The organism is Solwaraspora sp. WMMA2059 (genome assembly GCF_027497315.1).
GTDB lineage: Bacteria > Actinomycetota > Actinomycetes > Mycobacteriales > Micromonosporaceae > Micromonospora_E.
The window spans coordinates 6,524,455-6,540,377 of record NZ_CP114908.1 but is presented as its reverse complement, the minus strand read 5'-3'; the positions used below and the strand labels follow the sequence as shown (position 1 = coordinate 6,540,377).

Sequence of the window (15,923 nt, the reverse complement as noted above, 5' to 3'; positions counted from 1 at the left end):
CAACAGAACAGTCGGCCGACCGAAATGCGGCTTTTAGGCGTGTCGGGGGACATTCATGCGCGGTACCCGGAGTTGCCGCCACAGCAGCAGCGTGGCGACCAGCGACAGCGCCCCGAAACCGGCCATCACCAGCCCCGGCGCGACCCACTCGGCGACCAGCCCGGCCGCCCCGGCGGCCAGCCCCTGCCCGGTCATCATCCCCATGTGGGACAACCCGAACGCCTGGCCGCGCCGGTCCGCCGGCACCGCGTCCAGGAACCGCCGGGCCAACCCCAGATGGTACGAGAACCCGAACGTCGCCGCCCCGAACAGCACCGCCGCCGTCACCAGGCCGAGCTCGGCCACGAAGGCCAGCATCGGCACCCCGAGCAGCAACGCCAGCCACGGGGTCAACGCCTCCCGCCGGGCCGGCGCCACCCCACGGCCCACTACCAGGTCCCCGAGCAGCATCCCGCCGGCCGCGGCCATGAACAGCACCCCGGCGGCACCCTCACCACCGGCGTACGGCACCACCACCCCCTCCGCGCCGACCAGCAGCGAGCTGGGCAGCCAGGTGGCCAGCAGCAGACCGCGTACCGGCGGGTCGGCGAGCAACCGCCGGTTCACCCGCCACGTCTCGCGTACCGCGCCACCGGTCGCGGCGGCCCCGAACACCCGGGCCGGCCGGTCGGACAACCCGAACCGGATCAGCACCGCCGACGTCAGGCAGGTCACCGCGGTGGCCCACAACGCGCCGTACGGCCCGAGCAGGCCGATCAGCGCACCGCCGACAGCGAACCCGAGGACCTGGGTGGCCCCGGCGGTGATGGTGAACAACGCCCGGCCCAGCACGTACCGGTCGCCGGCCAGCAGGTCCGGCAGCAGCGCGGTACGGGCCGCCGCCGCCACCGGCGACACCAGCCCGACGGTGAACACCAGCGCCAGCGCACCGACCGGCGGCAGCACCCCGAGCGCCAGCACCGCCACCGTGACCACCCGGATCAGGTCGTAGCCGACCATCACCGTCCGGGGCCGCCAGCGGTCGGCGTACGCCAGCAGGAACATCCCACCGACCACGCTGGGCAGGAAGCCGGCGACGTAGGCCAGCGCGGCCAGCAGCGGCGAGTTCGTCCGCTGGTAGACCAGCACGGACAGGGCGAGCATCTTCACCGTCTCGCCGATCATGAAGATGCCGAAGCTGGCGAAGAGCGCCCGGAACTCGCCGACCGCGAACAGGTCCCGGAAGGTGGCCCGGTCGGCCGGCGGCGCGCTGCTGCCAGTGGTGGGGGTGGTCACCGTCGAAGCATGCCGCCGGTACGCCGACGGGCGGTAACCTTTCGGCGCAGGGCGAAAAGTCGCGGGAGGTGGACAGCGGCCGGAAGCGGATCGAGGTGAGTCCGGGCGACGTCGCTGCCAGCCGGTTCGCGATCTCCCCGCTGAGCGAGACGATGGCCGCGCTGCGGCTGTTCGCCGGTGCCCATCCGGCCGGGCCGCTGCTGCCCTGGGTGCACCGGCACCGCGACCGGTACGCGGCGCTGCTCGGCGACGCGCTCAGCGCCGATCCGTGACGCCGGACGCCGGGCCACCGGACGCGGCCGACAGCACCAGCGGCAGCACCCGGTACGGAATCTGCTCGGCCAGCGCGATGATCGTCGAGGCACGTCGGATCCCGTCGTACGCCAGAATCTGGTCCAGCACCCGCTGCAGGTCGGCGTTGGACCGCGCGACGATGCGGCACATCAGGTCCCCCGAGCCGGTGATGGTGTGCGCCTCCAGCACCTCCGGGATGCCGCGCAGGTGGGTGGCGACCGGCTCGTGCCCGTGCCGCTGGCCGATCTCCAGGGTGACGAACGACGTCACCCCGAAGCCGAGCGCCGCCGGTGACACCTGCGGCCCGAACCCGCCGATCACCCCCCGGGCGACCAGCTTGTCGAGCCGGGCCTGGACCGTGCCGCGGGCCACCCGCAGCCGCCGGGAACATTCGAGTACGCCGATCCGCGGCTCCCTGGTCAGCAGCGCGATCAGCTCAGCGTCCAGCTGATCGAGCTGGACATTCTGTACAGCGTCCATGGCCCCCGACCCTAACGAGTGAGCAGGCTGACCAGCCGTCGTCGCGGCGGTTGCCCAGTGGGGATGAACCGCCCATCCTGCCGTTACCGGCCATGGCGATCCCGATCGGCCGGCTCCGAGGGAGGACGATCGTGACCTACCTGACTGATTCCCGCGACGCCGACGCCACCGCGACCCGCGACCCGTTTCCGGTGCACGGCGTCGACCACCTGACCTTCCTGGTCGGCAACGCCAAGCAGGCGGCACACTTCTACTCCACCGCGTTCGGTATGACCTGCGTCGCCTACCGGGGCCCGGAGCAGGGTTTCCGCGACCACGCCGAGTACGTGCTGACCAGCGGCGCCGCCCGGTTCGTGCTGCGCGGAGCGGTGCACGCCGACGCGTCCGCCGCCGCGCACGTCGCCCGGCACAGCGACGGGGTGGCCGACATCGCGCTCGCCGTACCGGACGTGGACGCCGCGTACGCGCACGCCCTGGCGCAGGGCGCGACCGGGCTGGCCGCCCCGGCCGACCTCACCGACGGCGCCGGCACCGTACGGATGGCCAGCATCGCCGCGTACGGCGAGACCCGGCACACCCTGGTCGACAGGTCCGGCTACGACGGCCCGTTCCTGCCCGGCTTCGTGGCCCGACCACCGATCGTCGACCGTACGCCGTTGGTCGACGCCGGCCTGCAGCCGAAGCGGTTCTTCCAGGCGGTCGACCATGTGGTCGGCAACGTCGAGCTGGGCCGGATGGACGAGTGGGTGGCGTTCTACCACCGGGTGATGGGCTTCACCAACATGGCCGAGTTCATCGGTGACGACATCGCCACCGACTACTCGGCGTTGATGAGCAAGGTCGTCGCCAACGGCAGCCGCAAGGTGAAGTTCCCGCTCAACGAGCCGGCGGTGGCCCGCCGCCGCTCGCAGATCGACGAGTACCTGGAGTTCTACGGCGGGCCGGGAGTGCAGCACATCGCGTTGGCCACCAACGACATCCTGGCGTCGGTGGACGCGATGCGGGCCGCCGGGGTGGAGTTCCTCGACACCCCGGACTCGTACTACGACGACCCGGCGCTGCGGGCCCGCATCGGTGAGGTCCGCGCCCCGATCGAGCAGTTGAAGACGCGCCGGATTCTGGTCGACCGGGACGAGGACGGCTACCTGCTGCAGATTTTCACCAAGCCGGTGCAGGACCGCCCGACGGTCTTCTTCGAACTGATCGAACGGCACGGGTCGCTCGGCTTCGGCAAGGGCAACTTCAAGGCGCTGTTCGAGGCGATCGAACGGGAGCAGGAGAGCCGGGGCAACCTCTGAACCCGGGTCGGCGGCCGGTGAACCGTCGACAGGCTGCGGTGCCGGTCGCGCCGGTCGTTAAGGTGCCAGGGTGAGCATGCACAGTCCGCCCCGGCCGGCCGGCCGCATCGCGGGGTCCGCCCGGTGACGTCGATCTCGCCCGGCTGGTACAAGGACCCCGCAGATCCGACCACCCAGCGTTACTGGGACGGCGGCGGGTGGATCGGTGCGCCGTTGCCGGCCGACGCCACCCCGCCGGACGGGCCGCCACCGGCGGAGCAACCGCCCACCGCCAACGAGCCGACGTCACCGGCTGGCACGTCGGCGGCGGCACCGGCCGAGCCGGAGTCGCAGCCGCCGGGCCACCCACCACCGCCGGGCCACCCGGCGCAGAGCTACCCGGCGCAGAGCTACCCGCCGCCGCCACCGGGCTACCCGGCAGCGCCGCCGCCCGGTTGGCCGGGCTACCGGTTGCCGCCGCCGGAGCCCCGGCCGCAGGGAATGGCGTTGGCGTCGTTCGGCGCGCGGCTGGCCGCCCGACTGATCGACATCGGCGCGGTGCTGCTGCTCAACATCTTCATCAACGGCTGGTTCGTCTGGCAGTACGTGGTGGAGACCTGGCCGACGTTCAATGAGATCTGGCGGCGGTCACTGGCCGACGACCGGTCCACCGAGGGACTCCCGCAGGTCACCGAACGGGCCTCCGGACTGCAGATGGTGATCATCCTGCTGGCGGCGGCGATCTGGTGGGCGTACGAGGTGCCGGCGGTCGCGAACACCGGTCAGACCCTCGGCAAGCGGCTGGCCCGGCTCAAGGTGGTGCCGGTCGAGCCGGGCGGGCAGCTCGGCTTCGCCCGGTCGTTCCGCCGGTGGAACACCCTCGGCCTGCCCACTCTGTTGTGGATCTGCTGCGTCGGCTTCATCCTTCAGCTAATCGACTGCGTCTACCTGCTGTTCGACCGCCCGCTGCGGCAGGCGCTGCACGACAAGTCGGCGCAGACCGTCGTGGTGCAGCTGCCGCCCGGCGTACCGGCGACCGCCGCCGGCCCCGGCGGTGGTCGGACCAGCGGTGGTCGGACCAGCGGTCCGGGCGCGGACCGCGACACCCCCGGAAGCTCCGCATGACAGGAGGCCCCCCGATGCCCCCCTCGCTCGGTCTGACCCGCGCCGACCTCGACGCGCTGCCCAGCTACGTGCCGGGGCGCAGCCCGGTCGACCTGGCCCGGGAGCTCGGCCTGCCGGAGGCGATCAAGCTGGCCAGCAACGAGGTGCCGTACGGGCCACTGCCCGGCGTCGTCGAGGCGGTGACGCAGGCTGCGACGTCGACGCACCGCTACCCGGACATGGGAGTACTGGCGCTGCGGGCAGCGCTCGCCGAACGACTCGGGGTGGCCGCGGAGCGGGTGGTCACCGGCTGCGGGTCGGTGGCGCTCTGCGAGCATCTGGTACGGGCCACCTGCCTGCCCGGAGACGAGGTCGTCTACTCGTGGCGGTCGTTCGAGGCGTACCCGATCATCGCGGCTACCACGGCGGCGAGCAGCCGGCGGGTGCCGAACACCGCGACCCACGGCCACGACCTGCCGGCGATGGCCGCGGCGGTCACCGGGCAGACCCGGCTGGTGCTGGTCTGCAACCCGAACAACCCGACCGGCACCAGCGTTCGCCGGGCCGAGCTGGACCGGTTCCTCGACGCGGTGCCCGACGACGTACTGGTGGTGCTGGACGAGGCGTACCGGGAGTTCGTCACCGACGCCGAGGTACCCGACGGCCTAGCCGCCTACGGTGACCGGCCGAACGTGGTGGTGCTGCGCACGTTGTCCAAGGCGTGGGGGCTGGCCGGGCTGCGGGTCGGCTACCTGGTCGCACATCCCGAGGTGGCGTCGGCGGTACGCAAGGTGGCCACCCCGTTCGGCACCAACGCGCTGGCGCAGGCGGCAGCGCTGGCCGCGCTCGACCAGGCCGACGAGGTCCGCCGCCGGTGCGATCTGGTGATCGCCGAGCGGACCCGGGTCACCGACGCGGTACGCGAACTGGTGCCGGACGTGCCGGACAGTCAGGCAAACTTCGTCTGGCTGCCACTGGGTGAGCGGGCGGTGCCGTTCGGCGCGGCCTGCGAGTCACGCGGGGTGATCGTGCGGCCATTCGCGGGCGACGGGGTCCGGGTCACCATCGGTACGCCGGCCGAGAACGACGCGTTCCTGGCCGCCGCCGAAGCGGCGCTCTGAGGCTGCGGGTGTCGGCGACCTAGGTGCGGGCGACGATCACCGCCTCCTGCAACCGGTAGTAGCGGTCGTCGTCGGCGTCCGGGTCGACCGGCAGCCGTAGCCGTTCGACGGCCACGAACCCGTCCTGTGCGTAGACGTAGCCAGGGGCCCAGTCGGTCGACAGCTCACTCAGCAGGATCAGCACGAAGCGGGACAGCTTGGCACCGGTCGCCGCGTCCAGGGTGATCAGCTCCCGGGTGGCGGTCAGCAGGTGCGCCCGGCCTGGCTGCACCGCGAGCAACCGGTCACCCGTACCGCCCGGACCGGGTGCCGCCGCTGACGGCAGCGGCCACCGCCACGCCTGCTCGCCGGTCCGCGCCACCTCGGCCACCACCGCCGGAGCGTCCCCGGCGGTGTCCAACCGGATCGCCATCCCGTCGACCAGCATCGCGTCGACCGGGTCGAGCGGCGGTGCCGGCACCGGCTCCGGGCCGTCGACCAGCCAGCCCCGGGACTGTCCCGCCCCGGTGGTGCGCACCGCCCCGCAGGTCGAGCGGGCGGCGGCACAGCCGATCGGCTCCACGGCCAGCCCCGGACCGGCCCCCTCCGGCTGCCAGGTCGCGGTCAACTGCCCGGTCGCGACGTCGTAGAACTCCACGGTCGGCGGTGCCGCGCAACTGTTGACCAGGGCGAACCGGCCGCCGGTGGTGCTGAAGCCGGCGTCCCGGCAGGCGTCACCCTGGCCGGGCAGCATGGTTCGCCACAGTTCCCGACCGGTCGCCGTGTCGAACCCGGTCAGTTGGGACTCGCCGTGCGCCACCACCACCGACCGGCCGTCGGTGCCGCTGACCGCGGTGTGCAGACCGGACGGCGCGTAGACGGTCTGTGCCCCGGTGCGCCGACCGGCGTACCCGGTGTCGGCCGGCTGTGGGCCGACGGACCGCCACGCCACCTCGCCGCTGACCGCGTCGATCGCCACGAGTTCGCCGTCCGTCCAGCGGCTCACCACGGTGGTGCCGGTGGCGACGACGCCGGTCAGCTGCTCCGGCCAGCGCCGGAACGACCAGGCCGGGGTGACCTGGGTACGCATGTCGATCGGGCCGTCGGCGCGCACCTGACGGGTGGTGGCGTACACCCGGAACCGTCCGTCGACCAGCAGCGGCGCGGCGGAGAGCTCGGCCACCGGGCCGGGTTCGGCGGTCGGCGGGGATGGCTGGTAGCCGGCCGGGGTGACCACCTCGGTCGGGGCCAGCACCCGCCAGGCGACGACCGTCACGGCGGCGAGGACGACCACCCCGGCCAGCACCCCGGCGGTGATCAGCTGCCAGCGTGGGCGGGACCGCCACCAGGGGCGTCGCCCGCCGGGCTGCGTCTCGTCGGAGTACGGCTGCCCGTCGGGGTTCGCCGGCCCGTCGGCGGGATGCGCCGAAGGGTCCGCTGTGTCCGCTGGGTGCTGGGTGTTGCTCGCCGGCTCGGCCATCGGGCACCTCCCCCCGCACCCTACCGAACCGGACAACCGCGTCGGGTCAGCCGCAGACGTTGGACCACCGGTCACGGACCGAGCAGGGCCAGTGGAACGACGGCGATTCCGTCCGCGCGCCGGTACGCCGCCGGACCGGTGGTGACCACCGCCGCGTCCAGCAGGTCTTCACCCAACCGGTCCCGAAGCCACCGCAGGTGCGCGACGTCGTCGTCACCGACGGTCGGGGCAAGTTTGACTTCCAGCGCGACAACCCGCTGATCGGCACGCTGCACGATCAGGTCAACTTCGTGACGGCCGTCCCAGGTCCGCAAATGGTGAATCGAGGATTCAGCGGCCTGTGCGTAGACCCGGATGCACAGTGTCACCAGAGACTCGAAGAGTGCACCCAGCAACGGTCCCATCCGGGGGGTGGCCCCAGCCGGGGTTGATTCGTTGAGCAGCGCTTCCCGACTGGCTCCGAGCAGCCGAGCGGCAAGCGCGGGATCGGCCAGGTGGTGTTTGACGGCGCTGCCGAGCCGGGTGAAGGTGCTACGGCTCGGCGACCAGCCCGGCACGGGATCCAACAGCCAGAGTTGGGAAAGCACGTCACGATAGGCGACGGTGGTGGTTTTGGCGGGCTTGTTGCTCTCGCCCGGCGTCGCCGCGTCGAGGATCGCCGTGTAGGAACTGGTGGTCGCGGTGGCGCTCGCGTACGCCGCCAACCATCCCCGGAGCGTCTCGGGTCGGCGTACCAGATGCCCCTGCTCCGGGAAGTCACGCTCCACGATCCGGGCAAGGTAGCCGTCGAGTTGCGCGCGACGCGCTCTCGACGGCAATTGTCGGATGGCGGGAAAACCTGACCGGACGATCTCCTCGGCGTAGTCGGCAAGGCCCACCGGTGATTCGCCGACGACCTCCGGTCGTTGACCGGAAAGCAGGTCACGCAAACTGACCGTGGGTTCGGCGATGGCCCGCTCGACGAGAGTCATCGGCCGCATCCGCAGCTGCACGATCCGACCCGCTCCGGAGTGGGTGGGTGCCGAGGTGGGGGTAGCGCTGCCGGTCAGCAAATACCTGCTCGGCGACGAGTCCCGATCGACGCTGCGTCGCACCAGATCCCAGACCGTCGGTTCCCGCTGCCACTCGTCGATGAGTACCGGGCCCGGGAGACGGTCGAGGCGCTGCGGATCGGCCCGCAACAACTCGCGCTGCACGGGATCGTCCAATGCGATGAGGGTGGCTGCCCGACGTTGCCCCGTCGCCGTCTTGCCCACCCCCTTCGGTCCCTCAACGCTGATGGCAGGCAGGCCAGGGAGGAGTTCATCCAGCTCCTGATCGACGATCCTAGTCTGATAGTCACTCACCAGCCAAAACTACCTTCCACACGCGTTACAAGCTACTTTTCACACGCATTTCACACTACCTCACACACATCTTGTAGGCTACCCTTACGCCGGTCGACACGTGGTCGGTCAGGTGGTGGCCAGGGCCCGGGTCGGCGGTAGCCGGGCGGCCTGCAACGCCGGATAGCCGCCGGCGACGACACCGACCAGCAGCGCCCCACCCAGCCCGGCGAGGGTCGCCCCGGGCGGCACCACCACCGGCCAGCCGTTGGCGACCGCGTAACCGGCGGTGGCGGCCAGGCCGAGCGCCGTACCGGCGAGGCCGCCGAGCAGCGACAACGCCACCGACTCGGTGAGAAACTGCGCCCGGATCTGACCCCGGCTCGCGCCGAGCGCCCGGCGCAACCCGATCTCCGACCGACGTTCCAGCACCGAGATCACCATCGTGTTCGCCACCCCGATCCCGCCGACCAGCAGCGCCACCCCGGCCAGCGCCAGGAACAGCGAGGCAAAGCTGCTCTCGGTGGCACGTTTGGCCGCCAGCGCGTCCGACGGCCTGGTCACCTGCACCTTGCTGGGCCGCTGCGGGTCGATCGTCGCCGGCAGCACCGCCCGCACCGCCTCGATCGCCGGCTCGTGCGCCCGCAGGTAGATCACCGTCGGGTGCCCGCCGAAACCCAGCTCGGACTCGGCCGCCGGCCACCCCACCAGGGCCGACCGGTCGATCTCCGGGGCCAACGGCAGCGGCTCCAGGATGCCGATCACAGTGAACCAGACGTCGCCGATGCGTACCTGCGTCGGCGAGTCCACCGGGCCCAGGTCGACCACACCCAGCCGGGTCGCGGCGACCGCGCCGAGCACCACCGTCGGCAGCCGTTCGGTGGCGGCGTCGAGGTAACGCCCGGTCCGCAGCCGCGCGTCGAGCGTCACCGGCAACCTCGCGTCGCTGGCCAGCACGGTCAACCCGGAGCCGTCGCGTGGGTCGATCAAGTCGGAACGGCGGATCACCGTGTTGGTGTTGGCTACCGCGCTGGTCGCGGTCACCGGCCCGATCCGGGCCACCATCGCCGGGGCCTCCACCGGCAGCCGGGTGACGCCGTCCTCGTCAGGCTGGGCCGTCGCCTGCAGCAGATTCACCCCGAGGGCGGACAGCTCGGCCAGCAACGCCCGCTCACTGGCCGCCGGGATGCCGGTGACCACGATCATCGTGGCGATACCGATCGAGATGCCCAGCGCCGACAGCGCCGCCCGCAACCGGCGGGTCCGGATCCCGACCAGCCCGAGTCGGAGCAGATCCAGCGGGGCCAGCCGCACCGGGCGCGGCAGCTGCACCGGGGCAGCTCCGACCAGTTGGGGAGATTCCACCCGGCTCACGGCACGGCCACCGGCTGCTGGCGGACGTCGCCGACCAGCCGACCGTCGCGGATCTCCACCCGGCGCGGCAGCCGCGCCGCGACGTCCCGGTCATGGGTGATCACCGCGATGGTGGTGCCGTCGGCGTTGAGCGTGGTGAGCAGGTCGAGCACGGCACGACCGGTGGCGGTGTCCAACGCACCGGTCGGCTCGTCGGCCAGCACCAGCGCCGGCCCGTTGACCAAGGCACGGGCGATCGCGACCCGCTGCCGTTCCCCGCCGGACAGCTGCCGGGGCAGGTGACCGACCCGGTGCGCGAGACCGACCCGGGCCAGCGCCTCGGCGGCCAACGGTCGGCGGCGACGACGCGGTACGCCCGCGTACAGCAGCCCGGTGGCGACGTTCTCCGCCGCGGTCAACCCGTCGGTGAGGTGGAACTGCTGGAACACGAAGCCGAGCCAGCGCCCACGCAGCGCCGACAGCTGCCGGTCGGACAGGGTGGTCACGTCGTGCCCGCCGAGCCGGACCGTACCGCTGGTCGGACGGTCCAGGGTGCCCATGATGTTGAGCAGGGTCGACTTGCCGGAGCCGGACGGTCCGACGATGGCGACCAGCTCCCCGGCGTGGATGTCGAGGTCGACGTCGGTCAGCGCGGCGACGCCGCCGGGGTAGCGCATCCCGGCCCGCACGACCGACAGCACCGGTGCGCTCACGACGTGGTCACCACCGTCATGCCCGCGTCGAGACCGGCCCCGGTGACCTCGACCATTCCCCTGGTGAACAGCCCAGTCTCGACGGCGACCAGAGCACCGTCGGTCAGCTGCACCGCGTACCCGCCCTCGGCGAGCGCGAGCAGCGCACCGACCGGCACCGCGAGGACCTGCTCCCGCAGCTCGGTACGGAACTGCACCCGGACCGGCGCGGACTCCAGCCCGCCGAGCACCGCCGGGTCGTCGGGCACGACGGTGACGTCCACCGTCGGACCCTGCCCCGGCGGACCTTCTGACTCCTCGGCGACGGTGCCGACCGCGGTCACCGTGCCGGGGGCGGTCGCGCCGTCGGGCAGAGTGATCGTCACCGACACGTCGGGCACCATCCCGGTCGCCTCGCCGGCTTCTACCCGTACCGTGATGACCTTGTCGGTGGGGGTGACCGACATGATGTCCGTCGCGGCACTGTCGCCGGGCAGCGCGGCGACCGAGCCGACCCGGACCTTGCCCCGCAGTACGGCGACCTCCCCGGCCCGGACGACCCCGGTGGCCGGCGCGTCGCGGTCCCGCTGCCAGCGTTCGATGGCCGAGATCAGCTCCGGGGTGAGAACGGCGTCGCCGGACCGGACGGTGACCGTACCGCCTGTCGGGGTCGGTGCCACCTCCCGCTCCGACGACTCCGCCGCGTCGCTCTCCACTGTCGGCCCAGCCGCATCGCTTCCCCCCGTCGGCCCCGCCGCGTCGTCGGGGTCCGGCGGCGGTGCCGCCGCCGGCACCGCGACGGCGGCGCCGACCGGCGGCTGCCAACCGATCCGGTAGCCCAACGCCTTCAGGTTGTCGGCGACCACCCGCACGTCGCGGCCGACCAGGTTCGGCCGGTCGAGGGTCCGGAACAGCGGCGTACCGCCGTAGAACAGCAGTACCGGCTGATCATCCACGCGGTACAGTTGCTCGCCGCGTTCGATGACGGATCCCTGCTCCGGCAACCAGGTCAGCACCCCGTCGCCGGAGCCCCGCACCGGTCGGGCGGCACCGTAGCCGAGGGTGCCGACCAGCTCCCGGGCGTCGGAGATGTCCATTCGCACGACCTCGGTGGTCGCCACCCAGAGCGGATCCGCCGTCGCGGCGTCCGCCTCGGCCGTCGCGCCCCGGCCCGGCCAGCCCCAGCCGGCTACGGTTCCGGTCACCACCAGCCCGGCCACCACGACCGCGACCGGCAGGCCGTACGCCAGCGTCCGACGCCACCGACGACCGGCGAACGTTCGCAGGAAGAACACCATGCCGGCCATCGTCGCCGGCAATTGTGAGGAACCTGTCAGGCCGGTACGGTGCCATTTCCCACCGCCGCGCCGACGCTGACACGCAGTATGGTTCGCCCCGTGGTTGCCCATGTGCTGATCGCCGAGGACGACCGGCGGCAGGCCGAGGTGCTGCGCCGCTACGTCGAGTCCGACGGACACCGGACCACAGTGGTCCACGACGGGCGCGACGCGCTCGACCAGGCCCGCCGGCACCGGCCGCAGCTGCTGGTGCTCGACGTGATGATGCCCGGCCTGGACGGGCTGAACGTGTGCCGGATCCTGCGTCGCGAATCGGACCTGCTGGTGCTGATGCTCACCGCCCGCGCCGACGAGGACGACCTGCTGCGCGGGCTCGATCTGGGTGCGGACGACTACCTGACGAAGCCGTACTCGCCGCGGGAGCTGATGGCCCGGGTCCGGACGTTGCTGCGCCGGGTCGACCGGGTGCCACGCACCATCGACGGGGTACGACGGGTCGGTGCACTCGCCGTCGACCCGGTCCGCCGGGAGGTCACCGTCGACGGACGACCGGTCAACTGCACCCCGGGCGAGTTCGCAATCCTCGCCGCCCTGGTCGAGCAGCCGGAACGCGCCTTCACCCGGGCCCAGCTGCTGGAGCACACCCGGGGCGTGGACCGGGACTCGACCGAGCGGGCCATCGACACCCACCTGGTCAACCTGCGCCGCAAGATCGAACCGGACGTACGCCGGCCGGCGTACCTGGTGACGGTGTACGGCGTCGGCTACAAGCTGCGCGACCCCGCCGGTGGGTGAGCCGGCCACCGGCGGTCCGGCCCCGGCCACCGGCGGTCCGGCCCCAGGCCCGGCTTCGGTCGCGCGGGTACCGCTGCGGCACAGCCTGATGCTGCGGCTGCTCGGCGCGTCGGTGCTGGTGACGGTCTGCGCGGTCGTCGCCACCGCCTGGCTTACCGTGGCGTCGACCACCCGGGCGATCGAGCAGGAGCAGGGTCGGTCCCTCGCCGACGACGTCAGCGTCTACGACGAGATGATCACGTACGCGATCGACCACCGCGACTGGTCGGCGGTCACGCCGGTCGTCGACGACCTCGCATCGCGTACCGGCCGGCGGATCGTGCTGCTCGACCCGGTGACCCGCGACCCGGTCGCCGAGTCGGCGCCCGGGCCGACGCTGCGCGACGCCCGCCCGTCGGCGATCGTCGACCCGCTCGACCTCGACCCGGCGCTCACCGCCAGCCGTCACGGGTCCAGCATCGACACCCGGGTCGTCGGGCCGTACCGGCTGAGCGACGACGAACGCGCCGGCATCCACAAGGCGGCCGAGGACCACCGGAGCTGCCTGGTCGACGGGGCAGGGCTCGCCGCCGAAGTCGTCGAGCTGCCGGGCGGCCGGGCGACGGTGACGATCCTCGACGCCGGTATCGACCGTGGCCGGCCGCTGGCCTGCCCGGAACCGGCGCTGCTGCGCGAGCCGGCCCGCAGCGAGGTCGCACCCCTGGCCGAGCTGCTCGACCTCACCGAGGCATGTCTCGGGCCCGAGGCGGCGAACATCGACCTGGCCGTCACTCCTACGCTGGACGTCCGGGTCCTGCGGGCCTCCCCAGGTGCGCCGTCCGAGGCCGACGCCCGCGCCTGCGCCGAGACAGGCCTCCGCAGCCAGCTCCGGGCGTACGTCGCACCGCCGGTGCTGCTGTACGTCACCGACGCGACGGCCACCGACGCCGGGTCGCCGACCGTCAACCTGTCCACCGGGAACCTGCTGCGGATCGCCGGTGTCGCCGGACTGGTCCTGCTGCTCACCGTGGCGGTCACCGTCGGAGTCGGAATGCGGCTGGTCCGGCCGTTGCGGGCACTGGCCGCGGCGGCCCGTGCGCCGGTGGACAGGCAACGCCCGGTGCCGGTCACCACCCGGGACGAGATCGGCAGTCTCGCCACCGCCTTCAACGACCTGGCACGCCGGCGGGACCAGCTGGAGCGGCAACGCCGGGCGATGGTCAGCGACGTAGCCCACGAGCTGCGGTCGCCGCTGACCAACATCCGGGCCTGGCTGGAGGCCGCCCAGGACGGGCTGGCACCGGCCGACACCCACACCCTCGAACTGCTCACCGAGGAGGCGACCCTGTTGCAGCATGTCATCGACGACCTGCGGGACCTGGCCGCAGCTGACGACGGCACCTTCGCGGTGCATCCGGAGCCGACCTTCGTCGGCGACGTACTCAGCCAGGTCGTCGAGGCCAACCGCGGGGCCGCTGCCACCGCCGGGGTCACCCTGACCGGGGCGGTGCACGGCGATCCGGAGGTCGTCCTCGACGCGGTACGGCTGCGACAGCTCGTCGGCAACCTGGTGGGCAACGCCGTGCGGCACACCCCGGCCGGGGGTTCGGTCACCGTCGACTGCGCCGTACGCGACGACTGGCTGACCATCGAGGTTGTCGACACCGGGATCGGGATCGCCGCCACCGACCTGCCGAAGTTGTTCGACCGGTTCTGGCGGGCCGACGCCTCGCGCAGCCGGCGCACCGGCGGTAGCGGGCTGGGTCTGCCGATCGCCCGGCAGCTGGCCCACGCACACGGCGGTGACATCACCGTGGCCAGCGAGCCGGGCCGGGGCACGCACGTCACCGTACGCCTCCCGGCCCGGCGCTGCGACCCGGTCAGCTCCCGCTGAACGCCTCCGCTTCGCAGTCCTCGACCTCGGTACCGGCCGGCAGTCCATCAGCGAGTGACAGGAAGTCTCCGTCGACGAACGCGTCGACCCCGCGGTCCTGCAGACATTCCGCCCAGGCCAGCAGCTTGTCCGGATACTCGGGGTCGAGGCGCAGGGAACGCTGCCACAGGCGTTCGGGTTCCAGCGGCGCGCAGTCCTCGGCGACCTGCCGCACCTGCGGGGTGTCCGCTCTCGTCTTCCGCTCCATTTCCGACACCCCGTTGTCCTCGAAGCACTGCAGCCAGAGGTTCATCAGCCGCTCCTGTTCCTCAGCGGACGTGTCGGGGCGGATCAACGGACGCTCGGCCTGCGGCGATGGCGAGGCGTCCGGCCCAGCGCTGCCCACGATCGAGGCGACACCGCTGTCGCCGGCGTCACCAGCCGGCCCTCGGGCACCGGTAGCGCTCGTGTTCCCGTCACCGCCGCCGCACCCGGCCGACAGCCCGATCGCCGTCACGGCGAGCGCGGCCAGCAACGGTTCGGCCAGCCGGCTCGCCGGACGCATCTGTCGATATCTGCTCATGCGAGCCAGAATTCCGGCCAACCGTCAGGAACCTGTCAGCATTGTCAGCCGGCGACGGCCAGGCGGGCGAGGTGCTCGTCGGTGAGGGCGAGAGTGACGCCGTCGAGCGCCGCTTCCAACTGGTACAGCTTGCTGCCGCCGAGGATCGGGCGGATGCCCTGCGCCACCAGCCAGGCCAGCACCACCTGGCCGCGGGTCGCGCCGGTGTCCCGGGCGACGTCGTCGAGCGCCGCGAGCCGCCGCGTACTACCGGGATGGTCGTACACCGGCGGGATCGGCTTGGCCGGGTCGTCGTAGGCACCGGTCAGCAGCGGCGTGTACGCCCACACCTCCATCCGGTACGCCTGCGCGATGTCCCGCTGCTCGTCGCTGAGCAGGCCGAACGGATGCTCCACCCCCTCGGGCAGCGTGCCGGGGCGGGCCCGTAGGTAGGTGGCGTTGAGTTGCAGGGCGTCGATCGGCCGGGTGCCGGTGGCGGCGGCGTGGGCGCGGGCCCGCTCGATGCGCCAGGCCGGGTGGTTGGACGCGCCGACCCGACGTACGGCACCGGACGCGACCAGCCCGGCGACCGTGTCGACGGTCTCCTCGATCGGGGTGGCCCGGTCCTCCTGGTGCAGCCAGAGCAGGTCGACGCTGTCCACGCCCAGCCGGTCCAGGCTGCCGGCGAAGGCGTCCTCGACGGCGCGGCGGCTCAGCCCGGCCCGCACCCGCGGCCACGATCCGGCCCACAGCGGCTCGGCACCGACCTTGGTCGCGATGCGCACCCGCTGCCGTACGCCGGGGCGGGCGGCGAGCCACCGCCCGATGACCCGTTCGCTGTCGCCGCCCCGGCCGTCCTTGCTTGCCCAGAATGCGTAACAGTCGGCGGTGTCGATCCACTCGCCGCCCCGCTCGACGAACCGGTCGAGCAGGGCGAAGGAGGTCTCCTCGTCGATCCGGGTACCGAACATCATCGCGCCCAGGACCAGCGGCGAGGCCGGTGCCGGCGTGCTGTTTTCGTACGTCATGGGTCCAC

15 protein-coding genes are annotated in these 15,923 nt (G+C 72.6%); 6 read left to right on the top strand and 9 right to left on the bottom strand.

Annotated features, from left to right (window positions below; translation table 11 throughout):
* Positions 1 to 33: 33 nt before the first annotated feature.
* Positions 34 to 1,275, bottom strand: a complete 1,242-nt coding sequence (locus O7553_RS29960; RefSeq protein ID WP_281552856.1) for an MFS transporter — start codon at positions 1,273 to 1,275, stop codon at positions 34 to 36.
* 68 nt (positions 1,276 to 1,343) lie between these two features.
* Here O7553_RS29960 and O7553_RS29955 point away from each other — a divergent pair, with 68 nt between their 5' ends.
* Positions 1,344 to 1,547 carry a hypothetical protein gene (locus O7553_RS29955; protein ID WP_281555827.1) on the top strand — a complete coding sequence of 68 codons (204 nt, stop codon included), beginning with the start codon at positions 1,344 to 1,346 and terminating at the stop codon, positions 1,545 to 1,547.
* Here the strand turns inward: O7553_RS29955 and O7553_RS29950 are convergent.
* Positions 1,531 to 2,049: an Lrp/AsnC family transcriptional regulator gene (locus tag O7553_RS29950; protein WP_281552855.1), complete on the bottom strand. Its 519-nt coding sequence runs from the start codon at positions 2,047 to 2,049 to the stop codon at positions 1,531 to 1,533. The genes O7553_RS29955 and O7553_RS29950 overlap by 17 nt on opposite strands.
* A gap of 131 nt (positions 2,050 to 2,180) precedes the next feature.
* Between O7553_RS29950 and hppD the strand changes: the two genes are divergently transcribed.
* The 3 genes from hppD to hisC all read left to right on the top strand — a co-directional run bounded on the left by hppD (position 2,181) and on the right by hisC (position 5,551).
* Positions 2,181 to 3,347, top strand: a complete 1,167-nt coding sequence (gene hppD / locus O7553_RS29945; RefSeq protein ID WP_281552854.1) for a 4-hydroxyphenylpyruvate dioxygenase — start codon at positions 2,181 to 2,183, stop codon at positions 3,345 to 3,347.
* A 123-nt stretch (positions 3,348 to 3,470) separates the two neighbouring features.
* Positions 3,471 to 4,451, top strand: a complete 981-nt coding sequence (locus O7553_RS29940) for an RDD family protein (RefSeq protein ID WP_281552853.1) — start codon at positions 3,471 to 3,473, stop codon at positions 4,449 to 4,451.
* Between the two features lie 14 nt (positions 4,452 to 4,465).
* Positions 4,466 to 5,551 (top strand): histidinol-phosphate transaminase, encoded by a 1,086-nt coding sequence (gene hisC / locus O7553_RS29935; protein ID WP_281552852.1) that lies wholly within the window; start codon positions 4,466 to 4,468, stop codon positions 5,549 to 5,551.
* Positions 5,552 to 5,570: 19 nt separating this feature from the next.
* Here the strand turns inward: hisC and O7553_RS29930 are convergent, their stop codons facing one another.
* From O7553_RS29930 to O7553_RS29910, 5 genes are all read right to left on the bottom strand, one after another.
* Positions 5,571 to 7,010 (bottom strand): PQQ-binding-like beta-propeller repeat protein, encoded by a 1,440-nt coding sequence (locus tag O7553_RS29930; protein ID WP_281552851.1) that lies wholly within the window; start codon positions 7,008 to 7,010, stop codon positions 5,571 to 5,573.
* A gap of 71 nt (positions 7,011 to 7,081) precedes the next feature.
* The gene (locus O7553_RS29925; RefSeq protein ID WP_281552850.1) at positions 7,082 to 8,356 is read right to left on the bottom strand and encodes a DUF4143 domain-containing protein; all 1,275 of its coding nucleotides are present in this window, start codon (positions 8,354 to 8,356) and stop codon (positions 7,082 to 7,084) included.
* A 108-nt stretch (positions 8,357 to 8,464) separates the two neighbouring features.
* Positions 8,465 to 9,700, bottom strand: a complete 1,236-nt coding sequence (locus O7553_RS29920) for an ABC transporter permease (RefSeq protein WP_281552849.1) — start codon at positions 9,698 to 9,700, stop codon at positions 8,465 to 8,467.
* A gap of 5 nt (positions 9,701 to 9,705) precedes the next feature.
* The gene (locus O7553_RS29915; RefSeq protein WP_281555812.1) at positions 9,706 to 10,365 is read right to left on the bottom strand and encodes an ABC transporter ATP-binding protein; all 660 of its coding nucleotides are present in this window, start codon (positions 10,363 to 10,365) and stop codon (positions 9,706 to 9,708) included.
* Positions 10,366 to 10,397: 32 nt separating this feature from the next.
* Positions 10,398 to 11,678 carry a hypothetical protein gene (locus tag O7553_RS29910; RefSeq protein ID WP_281552848.1) on the bottom strand — a complete coding sequence of 427 codons (1,281 nt, stop codon included), beginning with the start codon at positions 11,676 to 11,678 and terminating at the stop codon, positions 10,398 to 10,400.
* A gap of 99 nt (positions 11,679 to 11,777) precedes the next feature.
* Between O7553_RS29910 and O7553_RS29905 the strand changes: the two genes are divergently transcribed.
* Both O7553_RS29905 and O7553_RS29900 read left to right on the top strand, forming a co-directional pair.
* On the top strand, positions 11,778 to 12,473 hold the full coding sequence (locus O7553_RS29905) for a response regulator transcription factor (protein ID WP_281552847.1): 696 nt from the start codon (positions 11,778 to 11,780) through the stop codon (positions 12,471 to 12,473).
* Entirely contained in the window at positions 12,466 to 14,346 is a 1,881-nt protein-coding gene (locus O7553_RS29900; RefSeq protein ID WP_281552846.1) for a HAMP domain-containing sensor histidine kinase, read from the top strand. The genes O7553_RS29905 and O7553_RS29900 overlap by 8 nt, the downstream gene beginning before the upstream one ends.
* Here O7553_RS29900 and O7553_RS29895 read toward each other — a convergent pair.
* Positions 14,333 to 14,908: a hypothetical protein gene (locus O7553_RS29895; RefSeq protein WP_281552845.1), complete on the bottom strand. Its 576-nt coding sequence runs from the start codon at positions 14,906 to 14,908 to the stop codon at positions 14,333 to 14,335. The two genes, O7553_RS29900 and O7553_RS29895, sit on opposite strands and share 14 nt — an antisense overlap.
* A gap of 44 nt (positions 14,909 to 14,952) precedes the next feature.
* Positions 14,953 to 15,915 (bottom strand): aldo/keto reductase, encoded by a 963-nt coding sequence (locus tag O7553_RS29890; RefSeq protein ID WP_281552844.1) that lies wholly within the window; start codon positions 15,913 to 15,915, stop codon positions 14,953 to 14,955.
* Positions 15,916 to 15,923: the final 8 nt, after the last annotated feature.

Bases quoted from the DNA above. Each gene is read 5' to 3' on its own strand.
- O7553_RS29950 (WP_281552855.1), bottom strand. From the start codon at position 2,049: ATGGACGCTGTACAGAATGTCCAGCTCGATCAGCTGGACGCTGAGCTG.
- hisC (WP_281552852.1), top strand. From the start codon at position 4,466: ATGCCCCCCTCGCTCGGTCTGACCCGCGCCGACCTCGACGCGCTGCCC.
- O7553_RS29930 (WP_281552851.1), bottom strand. From the start codon at position 7,010: ATGGCCGAGCCGGCGAGCAACACCCAGCACCCAGCGGACACAGCGGAC.
- O7553_RS29915 (WP_281555812.1), bottom strand. From the start codon at position 10,365: ATGCGCTACCCCGGCGGCGTCGCCGCGCTGACCGACGTCGACCTCGAC.
- O7553_RS29910 (WP_281552848.1), bottom strand. From the start codon at position 11,678: ATGGTGTTCTTCCTGCGAACGTTCGCCGGTCGTCGGTGGCGTCGGACG.
- O7553_RS29895 (WP_281552845.1), bottom strand. From the start codon at position 14,908: ATGAGCAGATATCGACAGATGCGTCCGGCGAGCCGGCTGGCCGAACCG.
- O7553_RS29890 (WP_281552844.1), bottom strand. From the start codon at position 15,915: ATGACGTACGAAAACAGCACGCCGGCACCGGCCTCGCCGCTGGTCCTG.